Source organism: Aurantiacibacter sp. KMU-128 (assembly GCF_056933515.1).
Window position 1 is genome coordinate 2494605 of sequence record NZ_JBXORT010000001.1, and the last position, 20973, is coordinate 2515577.

The 20973-nt window shown below is 63.1% G+C and carries 17 protein-coding genes; 14 read left to right on the top strand and 3 right to left on the bottom strand.

Features of this window, described 5'->3' with window-relative positions:
• Window positions 1–57 precede the first annotated feature (57 nt).
• The 8 genes from ACS0VV_RS12235 to ACS0VV_RS12270 all read left to right on the top strand — a co-directional run bounded on the left by ACS0VV_RS12235 (window position 58) and on the right by ACS0VV_RS12270 (window position 9861).
• Window positions 58–1794 (top strand): methyl-accepting chemotaxis protein, encoded by a 1737-nt coding sequence (locus ACS0VV_RS12235; protein WP_483532973.1) that lies wholly within the window; start codon window positions 58–60, stop codon window positions 1792–1794.
• An 81-nt stretch (window positions 1795–1875) separates the two neighbouring features.
• Entirely contained in the window at window positions 1876–4233 is a 2358-nt protein-coding gene (locus ACS0VV_RS12240) for a chemotaxis protein CheA (protein WP_483532974.1), read from the top strand.
• Between the two features lie 17 nt (window positions 4234–4250).
• A complete protein-coding gene (locus tag ACS0VV_RS12245; protein WP_483532975.1) occupies window positions 4251–4697 on the top strand; it encodes a chemotaxis protein CheW in 447 nt (148 codons plus the stop codon).
• Between the two features lie 77 nt (window positions 4698–4774).
• Window positions 4775–5140 carry a response regulator gene (locus tag ACS0VV_RS12250; RefSeq protein ID WP_483532976.1) on the top strand — a complete coding sequence of 122 codons (366 nt, stop codon included), beginning with the start codon at window positions 4775–4777 and terminating at the stop codon, window positions 5138–5140.
• A gap of 29 nt (window positions 5141–5169) precedes the next feature.
• Entirely contained in the window at window positions 5170–6249 is a 1080-nt protein-coding gene (cheB, locus tag ACS0VV_RS12255) for a chemotaxis-specific protein-glutamate methyltransferase CheB (RefSeq protein WP_483532977.1), read from the top strand.
• Window positions 6240–7109 carry a CheR family methyltransferase gene (locus ACS0VV_RS12260; protein ID WP_483532978.1) on the top strand — a complete coding sequence of 290 codons (870 nt, stop codon included), beginning with the start codon at window positions 6240–6242 and terminating at the stop codon, window positions 7107–7109. The genes cheB and ACS0VV_RS12260 overlap by 10 nt, the downstream gene beginning before the upstream one ends.
• Before the next feature lie 79 nt (window positions 7110–7188).
• Complete coding sequence (locus ACS0VV_RS12265; protein ID WP_483532979.1) at window positions 7189–8703, top strand: putative bifunctional diguanylate cyclase/phosphodiesterase; 1515 nt, start codon at window positions 7189–7191, stop codon at window positions 8701–8703.
• A gap of 114 nt (window positions 8704–8817) precedes the next feature.
• Window positions 8818–9861, top strand: a complete 1044-nt coding sequence (locus ACS0VV_RS12270) for an SMP-30/gluconolactonase/LRE family protein (protein WP_483532980.1) — start codon at window positions 8818–8820, stop codon at window positions 9859–9861.
• 42 nt (window positions 9862–9903) lie between these two features.
• On the opposite strand, the gene ACS0VV_RS12275 is transcribed toward ACS0VV_RS12270, so the two are convergent.
• Window positions 9904–10995, bottom strand: a complete 1092-nt coding sequence (locus ACS0VV_RS12275) for a YeiH family protein (RefSeq protein ID WP_483532981.1) — start codon at window positions 10993–10995, stop codon at window positions 9904–9906.
• A 188-nt stretch (window positions 10996–11183) separates the two neighbouring features.
• Window positions 11184–13526 (bottom strand): TonB-dependent receptor, encoded by a 2343-nt coding sequence (locus ACS0VV_RS12280; protein WP_483532982.1) that lies wholly within the window; start codon window positions 13524–13526, stop codon window positions 11184–11186.
• A gap of 179 nt (window positions 13527–13705) precedes the next feature.
• On the opposite strand from ACS0VV_RS12280, the gene ACS0VV_RS12285 reads away from it, so the two are divergent.
• From ACS0VV_RS12285 to ACS0VV_RS12310, 6 genes are read left to right on the top strand one after another with little or no spacing between them, the layout of a single operon-like run.
• Window positions 13706–15715, top strand: coding sequence for an alpha-glucosidase (locus tag ACS0VV_RS12285; RefSeq protein WP_483532983.1), 2010 nt, complete (start codon window positions 13706–13708; stop codon window positions 15713–15715).
• Window positions 15712–16722, top strand: a complete 1011-nt coding sequence (locus tag ACS0VV_RS12290) for a LacI family DNA-binding transcriptional regulator (protein ID WP_483532984.1) — start codon at window positions 15712–15714, stop codon at window positions 16720–16722. The genes ACS0VV_RS12285 and ACS0VV_RS12290 overlap by 4 nt, the downstream gene beginning before the upstream one ends.
• Window positions 16719–17633, top strand: coding sequence for an aldo/keto reductase (locus tag ACS0VV_RS12295; RefSeq protein ID WP_483532985.1), 915 nt, complete (start codon window positions 16719–16721; stop codon window positions 17631–17633). The genes ACS0VV_RS12290 and ACS0VV_RS12295 overlap by 4 nt, the downstream gene beginning before the upstream one ends.
• The gene (locus ACS0VV_RS12300; RefSeq protein WP_483532986.1) at window positions 17633–18724 is read left to right on the top strand and encodes an LLM class flavin-dependent oxidoreductase; all 1092 of its coding nucleotides are present in this window, start codon (window positions 17633–17635) and stop codon (window positions 18722–18724) included. The genes ACS0VV_RS12295 and ACS0VV_RS12300 overlap by 1 nt, the downstream gene beginning before the upstream one ends.
• Before the next feature lie 27 nt (window positions 18725–18751).
• Entirely contained in the window at window positions 18752–19333 is a 582-nt protein-coding gene (locus ACS0VV_RS12305; protein WP_483532987.1) for an NADPH-dependent FMN reductase, read from the top strand.
• Window positions 19330–19917: a 3,4-dihydroxy-2-butanone-4-phosphate synthase gene (locus ACS0VV_RS12310; protein WP_483532988.1), complete on the top strand. Its 588-nt coding sequence runs from the start codon at window positions 19330–19332 to the stop codon at window positions 19915–19917. Before ACS0VV_RS12305 ends, ACS0VV_RS12310 begins: the two co-directional genes overlap by 4 nt.
• Before the next feature lie 4 nt (window positions 19918–19921).
• On the opposite strand, the gene ACS0VV_RS12315 is transcribed toward ACS0VV_RS12310, so the two are convergent.
• Window positions 19922–20917 carry a LacI family DNA-binding transcriptional regulator gene (locus ACS0VV_RS12315; RefSeq protein WP_483532989.1) on the bottom strand — a complete coding sequence of 332 codons (996 nt, stop codon included), beginning with the start codon at window positions 20915–20917 and terminating at the stop codon, window positions 19922–19924.
• Window positions 20918–20973 lie beyond the last annotated feature (56 nt).

Here is a 20973-nt window from a genome sequence, read left to right on the forward strand (position 1 = left end):
CCCCCGTGTAAAATGTGACACGAAGACATCGTTGTCACCATCAGGGGCTGATGAGAGATGGCTGCACGGGTTCGGGGTACGGGTTCCAACGGTATGATGGCGCGCTTCGGGGCATGGTTGTCTCGTGGCTCGATTACGCGCCAGTTCGGTATTGTCTTCAACGGCCTGGTTGCCATTGTCATCCTGCTCGGCGTCGCCGCCAGCAGCGGCTTCTGGCTCGTCCAGCAACGTGCGGAACGCCTTGGCGATCTGACCGAAGTGGCCTTCCTGACTTCCGAGATCTCGCGCGAGATTGCGGCATCCAAGAACAATATGGGCGCCTATCGCGCACGCGGTTACGATCCGGACTATATCGCCCTGTCGATCAGCCAGGCGCAGAACGCGCAGGCGCTCAACACCGAAATGCGGCCCTTTGCTGCATCGATCGATCCGCAATGGCTGTCCACCATCGACCGGCTCGACACCGAGCTCGCCGATATCGAGCGGGTTATGGAGGAAGTCCGCGATGCGCCGCGCGATATCGTCGAAGAAGAGAGCTTCCTCGGCCCGCGTTATGACCGCATCGACGCCACCGACGCCACTGTCATCGCTTTAAGCCAGGATGCCTCGACCCGGGTCGAGACGGTGCGCGGCGATGGCATGGCCGAAATCCGCTTCGCCATCGTCGCCATGGTTGTCTTGCTGCTCGCCGCCGTGACCTTCAGCCTGCTCGCCCGCAAGCGGATCGCCAGCGCCGTCGTCCAGCCGATTGTCGAGATCAGCGATGTCAGCCAGCGCATTGCCCAAGGCGAAAGCGGGCTCGCCATTCCCGGCGGCGCGCGCAGCGACGAGATCGGCGAAATGGCGCGGAGCCTTTCTGTTCTGCAAACCTATTCGGACGAGCTGGTAGCCTCAGCCCAGCGCGAACAGGAAGCCGCGCAACAGGCCAATGCCGCGCGCGAGGAAAAGATCAAAGCGCTGCAGGATCTGGCCGACCGTTTTGAAAGCATGGTGGGCGAAATTGCCGAACAGGTCGCGGTCGCGTCGGACCAGCTCGAAAGCGCCGCGGGTGAAATGTCCGCCAACGCCAAGGAATCCTCGCAGCGCGTGGCCAAAGTCAGCGATCTCATCGCCGAGGCTTCGCGCGGCGTCACCAGCGCGGCGGCAGCGAGCGACGAGTTTGCGCTGTCGATCGGCGAGATCAGCCGTCAGGCCTCCGATTCCGCCAATCGCGCGCGGCAGGCGACCGATCTGGCGCAGGAGGCCAACGGCACCATCACCGCGCTCGACGAAATGGCCAAGCAGATCAGCGATGTCATCGAACTGATCGGCCAGATCGCGGGCCGCACCAATCTGCTCGCGCTCAACGCCGCCATCGAAGCGGCACGCGGCGGCGAAACGGGGCGCGGCTTTGCGGTGGTGGCGAGCGAGGTCAAAGAGCTTGCCGCACAAACCGCCCGCGCGACCGGAGAGGTCGAGGCGCAAATCCGCCGCATTCAGGCCGGTTCATCGGAAGGGGCGAGCGCGCTGCGCAAGATCAATTCGGAAGTCTCCGAACTGCAAACGACCTCGATCTCGATTGCCAGCGCGGTCGACCAGCAATCGGTCGCCGGACAGGATCTGGCGCGCAGCATCGATCTGGCCGCACGCAGCGCCGAGGCTGTTTCCAGCGACATGAGCGAGGTCAACCGCATCACCATGGCCACAGGCAGCGCAGCCGAGCAGGTCGTTAATTCAACCAGCCAGCTGAGCGATCAGGCAGACCGGCTGCGCGAACAGGTCGCCGATTTCCTGCGCCATGTGCGCGCCGCGTGAGGCGGCCGGTTTTAGGAATTGTTAACCGCGTTCCTTCATGACCGCATAAGGCAGTAAACACCGTCGCCAGGGGCAGCCGGAATGGACGAAATCCTCGAAGAATTTGTCGCGGAAATCCGCGAAATGCTGGAATCGATCGGCAGCGTTATCGTGTCGTGGGAAGCAAGCCCACAGGATCGGGACAAGCTCGATGCGATTTTCCGTTTCTTCCACACCGTAAAGGGCAATTGCGGTTTCTTCGATTTTCCCCGCCTCGAAGCGCTCTCACACGCAGCGGAAGGCGCGCTGGCCGATGTCCGCAGCGGCGAGCGCGAGCCCGATTCCCGATTGGTGACAGCCGTGCTCGCCACGGTCGACCGTATCGCGGCGATGGTCGATGGCATAGAAAACGGCAAGGAAACCGATACTGGCGATGATTCTGCACTGATCGCAGCGCTGGCACCCGACGGCGCCGACACCGGCGGCGTTACCGAGCTTTCCGAAGACGCCATTCTGCAAGTTGCGCGCACCACCAATCTTCGCACCGTGCGGCTGCCGGTCGACCTGCTTGACCGCGTGATGAGCGGGGTGTCCGACATCGTGCTCGCCCGCAACGAGCTGGCGCGCCGCCTGCGCGAACTGCCCGAAGACACACCGCTTGTCGGCCATTTTGACCGGCTTTCCGCACTGATTTCCGAAGTCCGCGAGCGCATGACGCAAACGCGGATGCAGCCGATTGAATCGCTCTTCACCTCCTTCCCGCGTCTGGTGCGCGACCTCTCGCAGCAATTGGGCAAGGAAGTCCTGCTCGATTGCGACAGCGGCGATGTCGAGCTGGACCGCGAGATGATCGAACTGGTGCGCGATCCGATGATCCACATCATCCGCAATGCGATCGATCATGGCATCGAGACCCCCACAGAGCGCGCGGTGCAGGGCAAGACCGGCACCGGACTTCTGCAAATCGCCGCGCGGCAATCGGGCAACCAGATCCTGGTGCAGATCAATGATGACGGACGCGGCATCGATACCAGCCGCATCGTGGCGAAGTGCATCGCTGCGGGCGTGCTCACCGAAGAGCAGGCTGCCAAGCTCTCCCCCGCCGAACGGCATATGCTGATATGCGAGGCGGGCCTCTCGACCGCCGAAGCCGTGACCGAGATTTCCGGCCGCGGCGTCGGCATGGATGTGGTGCGCGCCAATATCGAACAGCTCGGCGGCTCCATCGCCATCGATTCAATGCGCGGCGAAGGCACGCAGATTGCGCTGCGCCTGCCGCTGACCCTGTCGATCACGCCTTCGCTGATTGTCGAGGCCGGGGGCCAGAAATTCGCCATTCCCCGCTCCTATGTGAAGGAAGTGGTCGATCTGCGCAGCGAGACGGTGCGCGTGAGCGAAGTCGGCGATACGGTGCAGGTGCGCATCAGGGACAAGCAACTCGCCTGTCTGGGCCTTGCCGATATGCTGGGGCTGGAAGCCGCCGAAGCGCGCGATATCAGCCCGCTGGCGGTGATCCGCTTGCCCGGCTGCGATGTCTTCACCTTGCGCGTCGACAAGCTGCTCGACCATGAAGAGCTGGTGATCAAGCCGCTCGCGCCGTCGCTGATGGCGACCGGGCTGTATGCCGGGACGACGCTCACCGACGACGGGGACCTGATCCTGCTGCTCGATGTGATGGGCGTCGCCAAGGCAGGCGGCCTCGCGCTCGACATGGGCAGCCGTGCTGCGCGCGTGACGGAAGAGGACGCCCCGCAGGATGTCGCCGAGGAAGACGTGCAGGTCGTGTTGTTCACCGGCCTCGACGGGAAGGCCCGCGCGCTGCGCATGGCGGTTGTCGAACGGATCGAAAATGGCGACCGCGAGAAAATCACCCGTTCCGAAAGCGGCGACCATATCGTGCTCGACGATGCGATCTACGCGCTCGCGGGGATCGAAGGCGGGCTTGATAATCTCACCGGCAAGCTGCGAATATTGCGCCTGAGCGATGGCGGCTCCTGTGTGGCCTATGCCTGTGTCGGGCACACCGACATCATTCCCGTGCCGATGCGCGGCAAAACCACTGACGGCGCAAAGGGCGTAGAGCGCATTCTGCTGATCGACGGAAAACCCGTCGAACTGCTCGACGCACACGCGATTTTCGCGCGTTTCGGCAGCGCGCCCGAACGGCTTGCCAAACCGCTGTGCCGCCTGCCCGATGGCGATCGCTGGATGCAGCAATTCCTGCGTCCGGTGATCGAATCCGCCGGTTACCAGGTGGTCGACGAAACGCACGAGGCCGAGGCCGAGGCCGATGTCGCTATCTGCGATTTCAGCACCCAGGCGCCAACTGCACCGGCGCGCAAGGTCATTCGCGTGGGTGCCAGCCCCGAAGACTGCGCCGCCAATCCCCACTCCATTTATCGCTACGATCGTGAGGCGCTGCTTTCGGCGCTGGCTGCGGCGCGGCGGGCACACGGCTGAGCGCGAGGAGACGAGCCATGGGTGAACTCTATCTGGCCATCGAAGTCGGCGGCAAACGCGCCGCCATTCCCGCAAGCGCGGTGCAGTCGCTGATCGTGCTAGAAGGCCTGACGCCGGTGCCGCGCGCGCCCGCGCATATTGTCGGGCTGACGGCAGTGCGCAGCCGCGTGCTGACGGTGATCGATCCGGCACAATTGCTGGGCATGGAACCGCTCGACGCCGGTGAAGACAGTGGCGAACGGCACGCTGTCATCATGGAATGCGGCGGACACGGCTATGCCATGATGGTCGATGCAATTCTGGATGTTACCCAAAGTCTGGGAGAGCCCGGCGCAGTGCCCGATGACCTCGGCAAAGGCTGGACGCGTGCGGCCTGCGGCACGATCGAAACCGCGCTAGGCCCGCTGCTGGTGATCGACACGGCGGAATTGCTTGCTGCCGAAACGACGGCGAAGGCAGCCTAAGAGAAATTTTACACTATGTGACATAAGCTTGCGGCAATCGGGCGGTGTGGGAGCCGGCAAACATAGGATCGCAAGAAATGAAGACCTGTTTGATTGTTGATGACTCCCGCGTGATCCGCAAGGTTTCGCGCCACCTGCTGGAAGGTATGGGCTTTGCTGTCAGCGAAGCTGCCAATGGCAAGGAAGCGCTGGAACAGTGCGACAATGCCATGCCCGATGTCATCCTGCTCGACTGGAATATGCCGGTGATGAGCGGTATCGATTTTCTCGGCCAGCTGCGCGGCCGCCCCGATGGCGATGCGCCCAAAGTGGTTTTCTGCACCACCGAAAACGACGTGGCGCATATCAAGGCCGCGATTGAAGCGGGCGCCAACGAATATGTGATGAAGCCGTTCGATCAGGAAACCCTGCATATCAAGCTGCAGCTCGTCGGCGTCGCGTAAGGCGCGTTCCGGTGTCCGGCAGTGCAACATTGACTGATTCCGCCAAGCCGGACGAACGCGGGTTTGCTCCTGCGCGGGTGATGATCGTTGACGATTCCATCACTGCACGCACCATGCTGGCGCGCATCGTCGAAGGCGATGAACGCCTGCAAGTCACCGCCCTTGTCAGCAGCGCCAAAGAGGCACTGGCGCAGGTCGAAACGACACCGGTCGACGTCATTCTGCTTGATCTCGAAATGCCGGGAATGGGCGGGCTCGAAGCCCTGCCAAAGTTGATTGCGCAGTCCGGCGGCGCGAATATTCTGGTCGTCTCCAGCCTTGCGGTGGAAGGCGCTGAACCGACGCTCAAGGCGCTTGCACTCGGCGCTGCCGACACCGTTGCCAAACCGACATCGGGCGTATTCGATCGCGATTATCGCACCCGCCTTGCAGATCGCATCGTCGCTCTGGGTGCCAAACGTTCGCGGAAAGAGACGCAGCGTTCTCCGGCTCCGCCCAAACCTGTCGTGCCGGCACGGCCCATTACGCCCGAAGTGCTCGCCATTGGCGCGAGCACTGGCGGCATTCACGCGCTCGACCAGTTGCTTGGCAATCTGCCGAAGCGCATCGGCATTCCCATCCTGATCACCCAGCACCTGCCCGACCATTTTATCGAAGTGTTTGCCCGCCAGATCGAGCGCTCCTCGGGCCGCAAGGCGCATATCGCGCATGAGGGACTGCCGCTTTGTCCCGACGAGATCGCCATTGCCCCGGGCGACGCGCATATGCGCGTCTACCGCAAAGGCGATGACGTTCGGGTCAAACTTGACCACGCCCCGGCCGAAAGCGGCTGTCGCCCCTCGGTCGATCCGATGTTTGCTTCGCTCGCGCAGGTTTATGGTCCGGGTGCGCTCGGCATTGTCCTGTCCGGCATGGGCAATGACGGGTCGCGCATGGCGGCGCAGATCACGGATGCGGGCGGGCAGATCTGGGTGCAGGATGCACAGAGCTCTGCTGTGTGGGGAATGCCGCGCGCGATTGTGAATGCGGGCCTGGCCGCCGCAATCCTGCCGCCGGCCCAGCTCGCTGCCCGGATTGCCGCCTGCCTCGAGTATGCCCCATGCCGGTGAGCCAGGAAGCCGTTCGCATACTGGCAGAGCTGCTGGAAGAGTTTACCGGACAGGAACTGACGCAAACCCGGCAATGGCGCGTTGGCACCGCGCTTGCCAGTGTCATGCGTGAACATGATTGCGCCGATCTCAACGTGCTCGCCGGACGGATTGCCGGCAATTACCGCTCGCCGCTGGCACGGCAGGTGGTGGAAGCGCTGCTCAACAACGAAACCTATTTCTTCCGCGATCTGGCGGTGTTTCACGACCTGCAGAATGTCGTTCTGCCGCAGCTGGCAAAGGCCCGCGCCGACAAGCGGCGGCTATCAATCTGGTGCGCGGGATGTTCGAGCGGACAGGAAGCGCTGTCGCTGGCCATGATGTTGGCGGAAAGCACCGCGATCTGGAACGACTGGCAGGTCGAAATCCTTGCCACCGACGTTTCGGAAAGCGCGATCCGTTCGGCGCGCAAGGGGTGCTACAACCAGTTCCAGATCCAGCGCGGGCTGGATATCGCGCGGATGCTGCGCTGGTTTACCGAAACCAAGGATGGCTGGGTGGCGTCTGAAAGGCTGCGCAATCGCATCACCTATGTCACGCACAACATCCTCGAAACGCCGCCCACCACGCGCCGCTTTGACCTGATCCTGTGTCGGAACGTGCTGCTCTATTTCGACAGCGCGACGCGCAAGAAGGCCTATTCGCGGCTGTCCTCGGCGCTGGCGGATGACGGCTATCTGTTGCTTGGTGGCGGCGAGGCGGTGCGCGGGCACACCGGCCTGTTCGCGCCCGATCAGGGCAGGCCGAGCTTCCAGCGCCCCATCCGCTCGCGGGAAAAATCCGCCCCGGATGCCGCCGCGGCGAGTGCCACGGTGTCGTAGTAAAGGCATTTTACACCTTATCTTAAGTGGCGCCGCCTACACCTTGCGGATTATCAATGGTCGCAGGCTGAATGTCCCGATGCGTAAACTGACCGAGGCACGGATCTCTCCCAAAATCACGGTATTCATACCGCTGATCGTGCTGACGCTTGTGTTCCTGTTGCTGGCAGGTTTGTTCTGGCAGCAAGCCTCGCCCGCCGAACCGGTAACGCTCGGCTATCTAATCGTCGGCATTGCGGTTTATGCGGTCGCCGTCGCGATCCTCACCCGGCTTGGTCTCAACAATTTCAACCAGCTCGAAATGCTCGGCCTGACCGATAGCCTGAGCGGATTGCCCAATCGCCGCGCCTTGCACCAGCATTACGGCGCGCTTTGCCCTGAGGACAAGGAAGCCGCGCTGGCGATGATCGATCTCGACGGGTTCAAGATCGTCAACGACCATTATGGTCACGTGGTGGGCGATAATCTCATTCGTGAATGCGCGACCTTGTTCTCGGAAATTTGTGGCGAGGATATCCGCATCTACCGTCTGGGCGGTGACGAGTTCGCCTTTTTCGCCAAGGGCGCGATGGCGGGCAATCTGCTCGAAGGCGCGTGCCGGCGCTTGCTCATCCGGCTGACCAAACCGATCTATATCGGCGAGCGGGCGATCACCGTGGGTGCATCGGTCGGGATGGCGCGTACCGATGCGACCAATCCGGTCAGTTCATCCGAGATGCTTCGCCGTACCGATGTTGCGATGTACGCCTCCAAACGCGCGGGCAAGATGCGCGTCACGTGGTTCAGCGAGGAATTCGACACCCATCGCGAGGCCTTGCAAAAGCTCGACGACGAATTACGGCTCGCGCTGACGCGGCAGGAATTCCGTCTCGTCTACCAGCCGCTGGTCGATGCGCAGACGCGATCGGTGGTCGCGGTCGAAGCGCTGATCCGCTGGGATCGTCCGGATGGCGAGCAGATCGGCCCCAATATCTTCATTCCCATCGCCGAGGAATCGGGCCTGATCAACGGCATCGGTATGTGGGTGCTGCGCAAGGCATTCGCCGATGCCAAGGCCTGGGATGATATCAAGCTCTCGATCAATGTCTCGGCAGCGCAACTGCGCAATCCCGAGTTTCCTCTCGAGCTGGGCTATTTGCTGGAAGAGACGGGGTTCCCTGCCGACCGGCTCGAACTGGAAGTGACAGAAACGCACCTTGTGCTCGATTCGGTCGTCGCCGGACGATCGATGGAAGTGATCCGTGGCTTCGGCGTGCGCATCGTGCTCGACGATTTCGGCACAGGCTATGCCAGCATCGGCTTCCTGCGCCAGTTCCGCTTCGAGAAGCTGAAGCTCGACCGCTCAATGATCGTCGACGCCGCCAATGACAGCAGCTCGCGCGCCATGATGCTCGCCTCGGTGGCGATTGCCCGCTCGCTCGATATGGGCGTGACGGCCGAAGGCGTGGAAACCGAAGACCAGGCTGACATGGTGCGCGTGGCCGGGATCGACCAAATACAGGGCTGGCTGTTCTTCAAACCGATGCCTGCGAGCGAGATAGACGTCCTGCTCCAGCCGAAGCCGGACACTGGCAAGGTCAGCAAGAGCGCCTGAGCAAGCGCGCACAGCGCCTCTACCGATACAAATAGATCCCCCTTCCCTATCCGCCTGCGGCTTGTTATGCCAACGTTGTCATAACAATGGACAGGTGGGCAGGGGGAAGAGAAAATGCAATTTTCACGCAGAGCAGTTCTTGGCTGCGGCTCGGCAATCGCATTGGCGGCGTGCCAGCGTGGCGGTGCGGAGAGCACGGCGGCTTCGACACCGCTGGAAGGAGGCTCTATCGAACGGCTTTCCGATGCACTCGATGCGCTGATTGCCCCCGATGCGGAGATTTCGCTGCTTGCCGAAGGGTTTCTGTGGAGCGAAGGGCCGGTCTGGGATTTCCGGCGCGGACGGCTGCTGTTTTGCGACATTCCCAATGACCGGATGATGAGCTGGAACGCGACGACCGGCCTCGACACCTTCCTCTCCCCTGCGGGCGCGGATCACGGCGGGGAAGACGGTTTTTCCTCGCCCGGCACCAACGGCCTTTACTACGAGAAGGCAAGCGACAGCCTGCTGGTCTGCAACCAGAATGCGCGTTCGCTCGACCGGCTCGATCTTGCGAGCGGGGAGCGGACAAAGCTGGTAGACCGCTATCAGGGGGCCAAGCTCAACTCCCCCAATGATGTCGTGCGCAGCGCCAATGGCACGATCTACTTCACCGATCCGCCCTACGGCCTGGTCGATTGGGAAACGTCGGCGGGTATCGAGCTCGACCAACGGGGTGTCTACGCACTCGCATCCGATGGCACGCTGAGCCTGCTGGTGGACGACATGACTCTGCCCAACGGCCTCGCCTTCTCGCCCGACGAGCGGATTCTCTACGTCTCGCAATCCGATCCCGCAGCGGCAATCCTTCGGCGCTTTACCGTGAATGGCGATGGCACGCTAGAAGGCGGCGAAACATGGATCGACCTGACCGCCCATGTTGGCGAAGCGCTCCCGGGACTACCCGACGGAATGGCCGTCGATACAAGCGGCAATGTCTGGGCGACAGGCCCCGGCGGCGTGCTCGTCATCTCATCGGCAGGTGAAGTGCTGGGCCGCATCAATACTGGCCGCGCGACCGCCAACTGCGCCTTTGGCCAAGACGGAAGCACGTTGTTCATGACGGCGAATGACACCTTGCTGAGCATCCCTACGCTGGCAAGGGGCGCGTATTTCTGATCCGTGCAGGTTCGCTGGACGGGCCGGATCGGCAGTGGCCAATCAGCCCAAGCCGTAATGGGCAAAGGCCAGGGCAGCGCCGAAACTGGCGATCGAAGCCGTCGCGACGGGGATGCTGGCACGCCAGCCCAGTTCCGCGATCAGATCGAGGCGTGATCGCATCGCGGTTGCGGTCACAGCCAGCAGCAGCAATCCCTTGGACAAATCGAGCAGCAGCGCGCGGGCGTTCTCCGGCACGCCGACCATGCTGTTGCCGACCAGAACCACCACAAATCCAATGATGAACCATGGCAGGGCAAGGCGGCGCACGATGGAACGGCGCGGCGCGCCAGACTCTTGCCCGATCCACAGGCTGACCAGCACAACCACCGGCGCCAGCATGGCGACGCGCGACAATTTGACGATGGTCGCGTTCTGGCCGGCACTGTCGGAAAAGCTGTATCCGCCGCCAATCGCCTGCGCCACATCATGCACCGACGCGCCGATTACAAAGCCCGCCTGCGCATCGTCGAAGCCGATCTGCGCGGCGATCACCGGGTAGATCGACATCGCCAGCGCGCTGGCCAGACTCACCCCGACAAGCGTCAGGGCGAATTGTGCCTGTGGCAAGCGATCCTTCCCGATAACGCCATACAGCGCCAGCGCCGCACTTGCGCCGCAAATCGCGGTCGCGCCGCCCGCGAGAATACCTGCAAAGCGCGATTGGCCCGCCAATTTGGCACTCGCAAGGCCTGCGCCAAAGGTCAGCAGCATGATAGAGGCGAGCGCCCCGAAGGCGACCGGGCCAAGGGTCGCCACCTGCGCCAGCGTGACCTGAAATCCCAGCAGGACGATCCCCACCCGCAGAAAGCCTGTGGACGCCAGATCCAGACCGGCATGGGTCGTGGGCAGCTTGCCGACGAAATTGAGACCGAGCCCGATGAGCAGGCCGAGCAGGATCAGCGGGAAACCGTAATGCCCGGAAAGCCACGCCGCCGCCGCGGCCGCCACCGCTGTTACCGCAAGGCCGGGCAGGCATCGGACCAGCCGCTCGCTTCTCCCCGTGACGGGGACTTCCGCACTGGTCTGCGCCAGATACATCTCGCCGAACAGATCGCCAGCGGCATCATATCGGTCATTGTCCGGCCCGCGCATTGTCGCTCTGCTCGCCTCCCTCGATACCTTCTATGTCCAACGCTGTCACATAGACCTTTTCACGCTTGGCGCGTGGCTGCAACTGCAAAGTTATGCGCTCGGGGAGCCGATAATCGACAAGCTGCCAAGAAAATGGCCCCTCCGCCTGTGCAGCGGAGGGGCCGTCAAGGTGCGGGAGCTTACCTTGCCTAGTTGCGTACCCGAAGGCTCACCCCGAAATAGCGGTCCGCATCGCGCGGTATCTGCAAACGCTGGCCGTTGCCGACATTGAGCAGCGCATAGCTCTCGTCGGTGATATTGCGCGCATGGAACGTCAGGCGGAACCGGTCATCCGCGTCCGAAATACCGACCGATGCGTTCCACAGGCCGTAAGCATCAATCGGCCCGCCTTCCCCGAGATCGGAGAACTGGCTGCTGGTGTGGCGGTAATCGGTATCGAAATAAGCGATCGCCGCGCCGAGATCGGCTTCGTAGCTTGCTCCGAGCGTGTAGACGAATTCGGGCGCCAGGGGCAGCCGCGTGCCATTGCGCGCGTCGGGCGCATTGGTCAGCGGATTGGGGTTGAATTCGTCCACCCGTGCATCGGCATAGGCCGCACTCGCGCGCAAGGTCAGCCCGTCGACCGGAACCGCAAGCAGATCGGCTTCGAAACCGGTGCTCGACACCGAACCGGCATTGGTCAAATTGGTGATGATCGTTCCGTTCAGATTGACGAAGTTGTTCGCCTGGAAGCCATCGTACCCCACGGTGAAAGCAGCCACGTTGAACTGGATGCGATCATCGGCAAATTGCGACTTGAAGCCGACTTCGAACGCGTCAGAGGTCTCTTCGTCAATCGGCACCGCATTGTTCGGCGCGGTGTGGTTGAAGAAGACGTTGAAGGCCGGGCCTTTGTAACCGCGGGTATAGCTGGCGTAGAACAGCAGATCATCGGTCGGCGTGAATTCCAGCGCCGCGCGGCCCGACAGATTGCCGTTATCGCTGCTTCCCGAGGAGGTGTTGGTGCCGTTGCCGCCGCTGGCAATCGTGCCGCCCGCCGGATTGCCCGAAACGCCCGGACCGGTGGCCGGCGCGCCGTTGAAAGCATTGACGCCCGGTGCCCGCACATGGGTGTAGGACAGGTCGTCCCAAGTGTAGCGGAGGCCCGCCGTCAGCGCGAGCGCATCGGTAAAGCGATAGGTCGCCTGCCCGAACAGGGCATAGTTGCGCGAATTCACATCGCTGTTGGACGTTGCCGTCGGGAACAGCGTGTTCACCGTATCGGAGAGGTTGCACGGACGTCCGCCCGTCACCGGATCAACCGGCAGGGTGGAGGTGGCGCAGGTGATGTCACGCCGCGTGAAAACCTGCTGGTTGTCCGAATGCCACAGGAAGGCACCCGCTTGGTAGAAGAACGATTCCGACGGGTCGGACGCAATGCGCGCTTCGAGCGAAATTTGCTGCGTCTCGACCACGCCGTTATCGTGCAGTTCGAACTGGGTGGTCAGCGGCCGCGGGACAAAATCGCCTTCGCGGATTTCCTCGTTCCACCAGTCGCGATAGCCGGCGATAACGCTAAGCGTGTAGGCATCGGACAGTTCGAATTCGCCCGAAGCAGTCAGGCTCCACTGCTGGTCATTGGTTTGGGTGACAAGATTGTGGTTGACAAAGCGCTGCTCAAGCCCCTGCGCGACACCGCCCGGCAGGCCCAGCTCGGCATCGAGCACGGCACCGCGGCTGACGGTGGTGACATCGGCGCAGCAATCATCTTGCGCTTCGAAATAATCGGCGATCAGGCGCAGGCTGGCACTGCCGTTGTCGTAATCGAGAATACCGCGCGCACCATAATGTTCGTAGCCGTTGATCTGCTCTTCCGAGCCGCCAAAGACATTGGTGATATTGCCGTCATAGCTGCCGTAGAAACCGGTGACCCGCGCGGTCAGATCGGTGGCGAGCGGGCCTGCCACAGAGCCGCGCAGACGGAATTCGTCGCCTTCGAAATATTCGGCGCGCGCATCATATTCGAAGCTGTTGCTGCCACCGCGCGAGACGATGTTGACGAGGCCCGCCGAGGCATTCTTGCCGAACAGCGTGCCCTGCGGTCCGCGCAGCACTTCCAGCCGCTCGATATCGACCAGATCCATGAAGGCCTGGCCCGAACGGCTCAGCACGATCCCGTCAACCACGGTCGAGACGCTGGGTTCGGCAGCGATGGAGAAGGTAATGGTGCCCACGCCGCGCATGACGATGGCGCTGTTGGCGCTCGTCGTGCCCTTGCGGAAGGTAACCGAGGGGACGATCTGTGACAGGCCTTCAAGGCCGTTGACGCCGGCCTGCGTCAGGCGGTCACCCGACACGGCGGTGATGGCAATCGGCACATCCTGCAAGTCCTGCTCGACCCGCTGCGCGGTGACGATGATGGTATCGATGCCGACGCTTTCGTCTTCTTCGGGATCCTGCTGCTGCGCGAGCGCCGGTGACGCCAAAGCCAGCGCGACCGCACTGCCCACAAGGCACTGCAGCCTTGCATTCCTAAAGAATTGAACTTTCATGCATTCCTCCCTTTCGAAGCATCGCTCTGCCGATCGTCGCACCGCATTTTCGTGGCGCTGTGCGTCCGATTTCCGCAAGGGAATGAACCCATCTCCTTTTTATGTCAAGCGCTGTCATACCGCGCTTGATTTCGACCGGCAACTGGTTCAGGAACAGCCACAAAGAGAGGGAAAATGCCGTGAAACCGGCCCTTATTGCCACTGAAGACGGTTTCGATCTCCATTTCGGGGAAAGGCTGCTGCTACGACATTCGAAAGCCTGTCCGGCGCTGGTCATAGGGCGCGGCGATCCTGAAATTGCGATGTTTCGCGGCAACTTCTCGATTGCCGACTTGCCCACGGGGCTGCTTGCGCCGGATGGCTGGCGCGAGCGAGCAGACGGGGTGGAGTGGCTGCATGGCGGCGCAGTGATTGCCGTACTGCGGCTGGCCGAAGGCGGCATGACGGTGGAGGCCGCGCAGGCCGAGCATGACCGCCTGTATGTCCACTTCTATGCCGAGGCGGATGAAACCGTGTGGGGCGGCGGCGAACAGCTGAGTTATCTCGCACTGAATGGCCGCCGCTTCCCGATGTGGACGAGCGAGCCGGGCGTCGGGCGCGACAAGACGACCGCGCTCACCCGCCTGATGGACCGCGAGGGGATGGCGGGTGGCGACTATTGGAACACCAATTACCCGCAACCCACTTTCCTGACCTCGCGCTGGCTCGCAGTGCATTGCGGCGAAAGCTGCTACAGCGTGCTCGATTTCAGCGACCCCGCCCGGCACACGGTCGAAATCTGGGCCCCCGCCGCCCGCTTTGAATTCTTCGCTGCCGATGGCCCTGCGGCGCTTGTTGAGCGCCTCTCCGATCGCTTCGGCCGCCAGCCCGAGCTTCCCGCATGGATCACCGGCGGCGCGATTGTCGGGCTCAAATCGGGCGCCACCAGCTTTGACCGGCTGGAAGCCTTCATCGCCGCCGGTGCCAGTGTGGCGGGGGTGTGGTGCGAGGATTGGGCTGGTGTCCGCGAGACCAGCTTCGGGCGGAGGCTGTTCTGGGACTGGCATCGCGGCGCCCGCAGTGAGGAGCGCTATCCCGGCCTGCCGGAAGCGATTGCGCGGCTCCGCGAACGCGGCATCCGCTTCCTTGGCTACATCAATCCCTACTTGGCCAATGACGGCGAACTGTTCGCGGACGCGCTGGCAGCAGGCCATTTCTGCCTGCAACGCGGCAGTGACGAGGTCTATCTGGTCGATTTCGGGGAATTCGATTGCGGCGTGCTCGATTTCACCCGCGAGGAGACCCGCAACTGGTTTGCCGAGCGGGTGATCGGGCAGGAATTGCTCGATACCGGCATGGCGAGCTGGATGGCCGATTTCGGCGAATACCTTCCCACCGATGTGCGGCTGGCGGACGGGTCGGACCCGCTGGAGGCGCATAATCGCTGGCCGGTGCTGTGGGCCGAAGTCAACGCCCGCGCCATCGCCGCGCGCGGCAAGAGCGGCGAAGCGGTGTTCTTTATGCGCGCGGGCTTTTCCGGCGTGCAGGCGCATTGTCCGCTGTTGTGGGCGGGCGACCAGTCGGTCGATTTCACCCGCCATGACGGGATCGGCACCGTCATCACCGCCGCGCTGTCTGCGGGCCTGGTGGGCAATGCCTACAGCCATTCGGACTGCGGCGGATACACCTCGCTCCACGGCAATGTCCGCACGGTCGAACTGATGCAGCGCTGGTGCGAGCTCGCGGCCTTTGCGCCGGTGATGCGCAGCCATGAAGGCAACCGGCCCGACGACAATCTGCAATATGATTCCACCCCAGAACTGCTCGCCTGTTTCGCGCGCTGGAGCAGGGTTCATGCGCATCTTGCGCCCTATGTGCGCACGCTGTGTGCGGAGGCTGCCACGCGCGGTCTGCCAGTGCAGCGGCCGCTGTTCCTGCATTATCCGCAACAGCCGGAGCTGTTTGCCGTGCAAGACCAGTTCTTGTACGGCCCCGATCTGCTCGTCGCGCCGGTGATCGAGGCGGGCGCAACGCGGCGCAAGGTGGTGATCCCGCGCGGTGACGCATGGATCGATTGCTGGAGCGGCGCGCCCCTTGCCCCCGGATTGCACGACATCGATGCTCCCATTGGCAGGCCGCCGGTTTTCTATCGCGCGGACAGCGGGCATAGGACGCTCTTCGAGACACTGCAGGAGGCATTGGCAGGATGAGCAGCAGGGCCAATATCAACGATGTGGCGGCAAAGGCCGGGGTTGCGGTCAAGACGGTCAGCCGCGTGCTCAACGGGCACGCCTATGTCAGCGACGCCACGCGGGCCAAGGTCGAGGCGGCGATGAAGGCGCTCGATTTCCGCCCGAGCGTGGCCGCGCGCATTCTGTCTGGCGCCAAATCGAACCAGATCGCGCTCATCTACGACAATCACAGCCCCTATTATATGTTCCAGATCCAGAAGGGCTGCTGGGACTATTGCCACCAGCACCGCATCCGCTTGCTCGCACAGCCGGTCGATGTCGAGGATCCGACCGTTGGCGAGCAGGTGCGCGGGTTGATTTCGGAAACGCAGGTGGACGGGATCATCCTCTCTTCCCCGGTCACCGATTGCGAAGCGGTGCTGCGCACATTGGATGCGCTGGATATTCCCTTCGTCCGAATTTCGCCCGGCACCAACCATGCGCTCACCAGCTCGGTGTTCATGGATGATGCGCAGGCAGCCGATGATATGACCACGCATATCCTCAATTGCGGCCACCGCCGGATCGGTTTCATCAAGGGCCACAAGAGCCATATGGCTAGCGAGGAACGGCTGTTCGGCTATCGCCGCGCGCTCGACCGGGCGGGTATCGCCTTCGAACCCAGCCTGGTGTGCGAAGGCGAGTTTGATTTTGACAGCGGCGTCGATGCCGCGCGCAGTCTCCTGGAAGCCCCCGATCCGCCCACCGCGATCTTCGCTTCCAACGACGATATGGCGGCAGGTGTGCTGGCCTATGCCCATGGCTGCGGCATCGATGTTCCGGGTGAATTATCGGTTGCCGGCTTCGATGACACCACGCTCGCGCGCACAGTATGGCCGCCGCTGACCACTATCCACCAGCCGATGGCGGAACTGGCACGCACGGCCACCGAAATCCTCATCGCAGGAGGCGACATTACCCACCGCCGCCTGCCGCACGAATTGATCGAGCGCGCTTCGGTCGCGCCACCCAGGGAGAAATCATGAGCGAACTGCCTTCCATCCCGCCCCAGCGAATCCTCGGCCATAGCGGCATTGCCATATCGCCCATTGCCTGGGGGATGTGGCGATTTGCGGAAGATGGCCGCAGCGCCAGCGATGCCGCGCGGCTGGTGAATGCCGCGCTCGATGCAGGGATTACGCTGCTCGACACCGCCGACATATACGGCTTTGACGGGACGAGCGGGTTCGGCGATGCCGAGGCGTTGTTGGGCGAGGTTCTAGCGGCGGAACCCGGCCTTCGGGCACGCATGGTGCTGGCGAGCAAGGGCGGCATCCGCCCGCCGCTGCCCTATGACCAGTCGCCCGCCTATCTCGCTGAAGCCATCGATGCGTCCTTGCGGCGGATGCGGGTCGACGCGATTGATCTTTACCAGATCCACCGGCCCGATATCCTTACGCATCCGCAGGAAGTGGCCCGCGCGCTCGACGCCGCAGTGGCAGCGGGCAAAATCCGCGCGCTGGGCGTCTCCAATTTCACCATGGCGCAAACCGAAGCGCTCCAGCATTTCCTTGGCACCGGCCTGGTAGCGACCCAGCCGGAAATCAGCCCCCTGCGCATCGATTGCTTCGAAAACGGCGAGCTCGATCAAGCCATGCGGCTGGGGCTGACTCCGCTCGCCTGGTCGCCGCTCGGCGGCGGGCAATTGCTTTCGCCGCAAAGCCCGCGCGACCGCGCTGTGGCCGAAGAGCTTGACCGGATTGCCAGCGAGCAGGGCGTCAGCCGTTCGGTCGCCGCCTATGGCTGGCTGATGGCGCATCCGGCAGGGATCGTGCCGATCATCGGCTCGCAAAGCCCCGAACGCATCGCCGAAGGCGCGCGGGCCGCAGGAATGCGCTGGACGCGGCAGGATTGGTACGCGGTGCTCGTTGCCGCGCGAGGAGAAAGGCTTCCGTAATGACCGAAACACCCCAGTGCGAGATCGCGTGGTTTTCCGCGCTGTGCGACGACGATTACGAATTTCTCGGCGTGCCCGACCCGCAGCTGGCCTCCAGCTGGGAGCATTGCCGCAATATCGTTTTGCGCGCCGAAGAAGGCGGGTTCGACAATATCCTGCTGCCGTCGGGTTATCAGCTCGGGGTCGATACCACGATCTTCGCCGCCGCCGTCGCGCCATATTTGCAGCGGATGAAGCTGCTCTGGGCCACCCGCATGGGCGAAGACTGGCCCCCGCAGCTGGCCCGCCGGATCGCGACGCTGGACCGTATTCTCGGCTGGAATGCCGACAAGACCGCCGGTCGGCTCAACGTCAACATCATCTCCTCCGATATGCCGGGCGAGACCATCGAGAGCGAAGCGCGCTACCGGCGCGGTACGGAGATCATGAAGATCGTCCGCACATTGCTGAATGGCGAACATCTCGATTTTGATGGCGAGTTCTACCAGCTAAAGCTCGATCCGGCGCGGATTACCACGCTCTCGGGCAAGTGCCCGCCCTTCTATTTCGGCGGGCTGAGCCATGCCGCGCGCGAATGCGCCGCCGAAGCGGCCGACGTCTACCTGATGTGGCCGGACACCATGGAAAATGTGCGCGCCAACATCGCCGATCTGACCGACCGCGCGGCCAAATACGGGCGGACACTGAAATTCGGCTATCGTGCCCACGTGATCGTACGCGAGACCGAGGAAGAAGCGCGCGCCTATGCCGACCGGCTGCTGTCCAAGCTAGACGAGGCCACCGGTACCGCCATCCGCGAAAAGTCGCTCGACGCGAAGAATTACGGGGTGCAGCGGCAACAGGAATTGCGCGGCGCGGCAGGCGGCGACGGGTTTGTCGAAGACAATCTTTGGACCGGCATCGGACGCGCGCGTTCGGGCTGCGGCGCGGCGATAGTCGGCACGCCGGATCAGGTGCTCGCCAAGCTGCGCGCCTATCAGGATGCGGGGATCGAGGCGTTCATTCTGTCTGGCTATCCGCACACCAGCGAAGCCGATCTGTTCGCCCGCCATGTGCTGCCACACATAGAGCATGGCCCGCTCCGTTTCTGAGCCGCCAACACCCGAAGGGAAAACTGCATGACTATCCGCATCGTCGGGATCGGTGGCACGGTCAATCCGCACAGCACGACCGAACAGGCGCTCAACACCTGCCTTGCCGAGGCTCGGCGCGGCGGGGCCGAAATCACGCTGTTCGGTGGCGAGTATCTAGGGGCCCTACCGCATTATCTTGGCGCGGGCCACGCCGCCGGTTCGGGCAGCGAGCTGGTGGACGCAGTGCGGCAAGCCGATGGCGTTGTGATCGCCGCGCCGGGCTATCACGGGACGATTTCCGGGCTGGTGAAGAACGCGCTCGATTATCTGGAAGACCTGTCGAAGGACGAACGCCCCTATCTGGACGGGCGCGCGGTGGGGCTGATTTCGACCGCCTATGGCGATCAGGCGACGATGAGCACGCTGCTCACCCTGCGCAGCGTGGTGCACGCGCTGCGCGGCTGGCCGACGCCGATGGGTGCGACGATCCGCACCTATCGCGGGCTGTTCTCGCCCGACGGGGAATGTCTGGAAGACCGGGCGCGGCTACAACTCGAAATGGTCGGCCAGCAGGTGGTGGCAGGCGCGCGGGGGCTGGCCCTGTCCAGAGCCGGATTGCCCGCATGAGCGGGGCGGTCGATACAGCGGTCGCGTCTTTGGCTGCGGGCCGGATGGTCATCATCACTGGCGACGAACATCGCAATGGCGATATCGATTTCTGTATCTCCGCCAGCCACATCACGCCCGAGGCGATCAATTTCATGGCGACCCACGGGCGCGGCCTGATCTGCCTGTGCCTCACCCGTGACCGTGCGATCGGGCTGGGCATCGGTCTGGTCAATCCGCGCCGGGAGAACCAGTCGGGCCGTCCGCATGGCCGTTCGATCGAGGCGGCCTCGGGCATCACCACCGGCATTTCCGCAGCGGACCGTGCGCACACGATCAGAGTCGCAACCGCAAAGGATGCGAGCGCGAGCGACATTGTCTCGCCGGGCCACGTCTTCCCGCTCATCACCGATCCGGGCGGCGTGGCAAGCCGTCCCGCGGCGGCAGAGGCAGCGGTGGAATTGTGCCGCCGCGCCAATGCGGGCGAAGCCGCGGTGATCTGCGCGATCCTGCGCGACGATGGCGAAATGGCGCGCCCCGACGATGTCGAGACGCTGGCCGCTGAACACGGCATTCCCTTCGTGGATATCGCCGACCTGCGGTAGCCTGCTAGCGAACACCGGTGCTTTCACGAATAATCAGTTCCGTGCTGGTCATTTGCGACCCCACCTCTTCCCCGGCGATCTTTTTCAGCAGCAGTTCCACCAGCAGCTTGCCGCCAAGCCCGATATTCTGGTCGATAGTGGTCAGCGACGGGATAGCCGCACCTGCCTGATGCACATTGTCATAGCCGACCACGGCGACATCCTGCGGCACCGCCAGTCCCGCCGCCCGCAAAACGCCCATCGCAGCGATAGCCAGCACGTCAGATGACGCGAAAACGGCGTCAAAGGCCGTGCCACTGCGGATGACGCCGGCCAGTTTGCGTGCCGCTTCAGCGCTGTCGAAAGACGTGCGGCACAACAGCTCTCCGCTATGCGCAATACCGTGCGCACCGAGCGCGGCGCCGAGCCCGTCATAGCGCAGCTTGACTTCAGGCAAGTCAATGTCTCCCAGAAACAGGATCCGGCTCCTGCCAATCGACACCAGATGCTCGCCGACCTGCCGGCCACCGGCAAAATTGTCGCTACCGACCAGCGTGTAGTCGGGTTCGCCAAACATCCCGCCCCACACCACCACGCGGCTGATGGCCTCGCCCAGCGCCTCCAGCCGTTCAGCCCGCCCGGCCTGCCCGATGATGATCAGCCCGTCTGCCTTGCCCGAAAGCAAGAGACGCCGCTCGGCGATCTCGTCATCCTCGCGCGGGAAACTGATGATCACATCGTAATCATACTGCGTCGCGGCTTCCGAAACGGCCGCGACCATTTCCATAAAGAACGGGTCGGACACGCTCTGGTTGGAATGCGGGCCCACGGGGATGACCAGCCCCAGTGTCTGGCTTTCCTGTTTACGCAGATTGCGCGCGCGGGCATTTACCGAATAACCGGTTTCGCGCGCCAGTTGCTGAATCTTTTCCTTGGTTTTGGTGTTGACCAGCGGGCTGTTGTCGAGCGCGCGCGAAACGGTCGAGATATTGACCCCCGCCAGCTTTGCGAGGTCGGTCATGGAAATCGATTTGGCCATCATCCCTCGATCAAAGCAGCCAGCAGGGCAGTTACGCG

Bases quoted from the DNA above. Each gene is read 5' to 3' on its own strand.
- ACS0VV_RS12235 (WP_483532973.1), top strand. From the start codon at position 58: ATGGCTGCACGGGTTCGGGGTACGGGTTCCAACGGTATGATGGCGCGC.
- ACS0VV_RS12240 (WP_483532974.1), top strand. From the start codon at position 1,876: ATGGACGAAATCCTCGAAGAATTTGTCGCGGAAATCCGCGAAATGCTG.
- ACS0VV_RS12245 (WP_483532975.1), top strand. From the start codon at position 4,251: ATGGGTGAACTCTATCTGGCCATCGAAGTCGGCGGCAAACGCGCCGCC.
- ACS0VV_RS12250 (WP_483532976.1), top strand. From the start codon at position 4,775: ATGAAGACCTGTTTGATTGTTGATGACTCCCGCGTGATCCGCAAGGTT.
- ACS0VV_RS12260 (WP_483532978.1), top strand. From the start codon at position 6,240: ATGCCGGTGAGCCAGGAAGCCGTTCGCATACTGGCAGAGCTGCTGGAA.
- ACS0VV_RS12265 (WP_483532979.1), top strand. From the start codon at position 7,189: ATGCGTAAACTGACCGAGGCACGGATCTCTCCCAAAATCACGGTATTC.
- ACS0VV_RS12270 (WP_483532980.1), top strand. From the start codon at position 8,818: ATGCAATTTTCACGCAGAGCAGTTCTTGGCTGCGGCTCGGCAATCGCA.
- ACS0VV_RS12275 (WP_483532981.1), bottom strand. From the start codon at position 10,995: ATGCGCGGGCCGGACAATGACCGATATGATGCCGCTGGCGATCTGTTC.
- ACS0VV_RS12280 (WP_483532982.1), bottom strand. From the start codon at position 13,526: ATGAAAGTTCAATTCTTTAGGAATGCAAGGCTGCAGTGCCTTGTGGGC.
- ACS0VV_RS12290 (WP_483532984.1), top strand. From the start codon at position 15,712: ATGAGCAGCAGGGCCAATATCAACGATGTGGCGGCAAAGGCCGGGGTT.
- ACS0VV_RS12295 (WP_483532985.1), top strand. From the start codon at position 16,719: ATGAGCGAACTGCCTTCCATCCCGCCCCAGCGAATCCTCGGCCATAGC.
- ACS0VV_RS12300 (WP_483532986.1), top strand. From the start codon at position 17,633: ATGACCGAAACACCCCAGTGCGAGATCGCGTGGTTTTCCGCGCTGTGC.
- ACS0VV_RS12305 (WP_483532987.1), top strand. From the start codon at position 18,752: ATGACTATCCGCATCGTCGGGATCGGTGGCACGGTCAATCCGCACAGC.
- ACS0VV_RS12310 (WP_483532988.1), top strand. From the start codon at position 19,330: ATGAGCGGGGCGGTCGATACAGCGGTCGCGTCTTTGGCTGCGGGCCGG.
- ACS0VV_RS12315 (WP_483532989.1), bottom strand. From the start codon at position 20,917: ATGACCGACCTCGCAAAGCTGGCGGGGGTCAATATCTCGACCGTTTCG.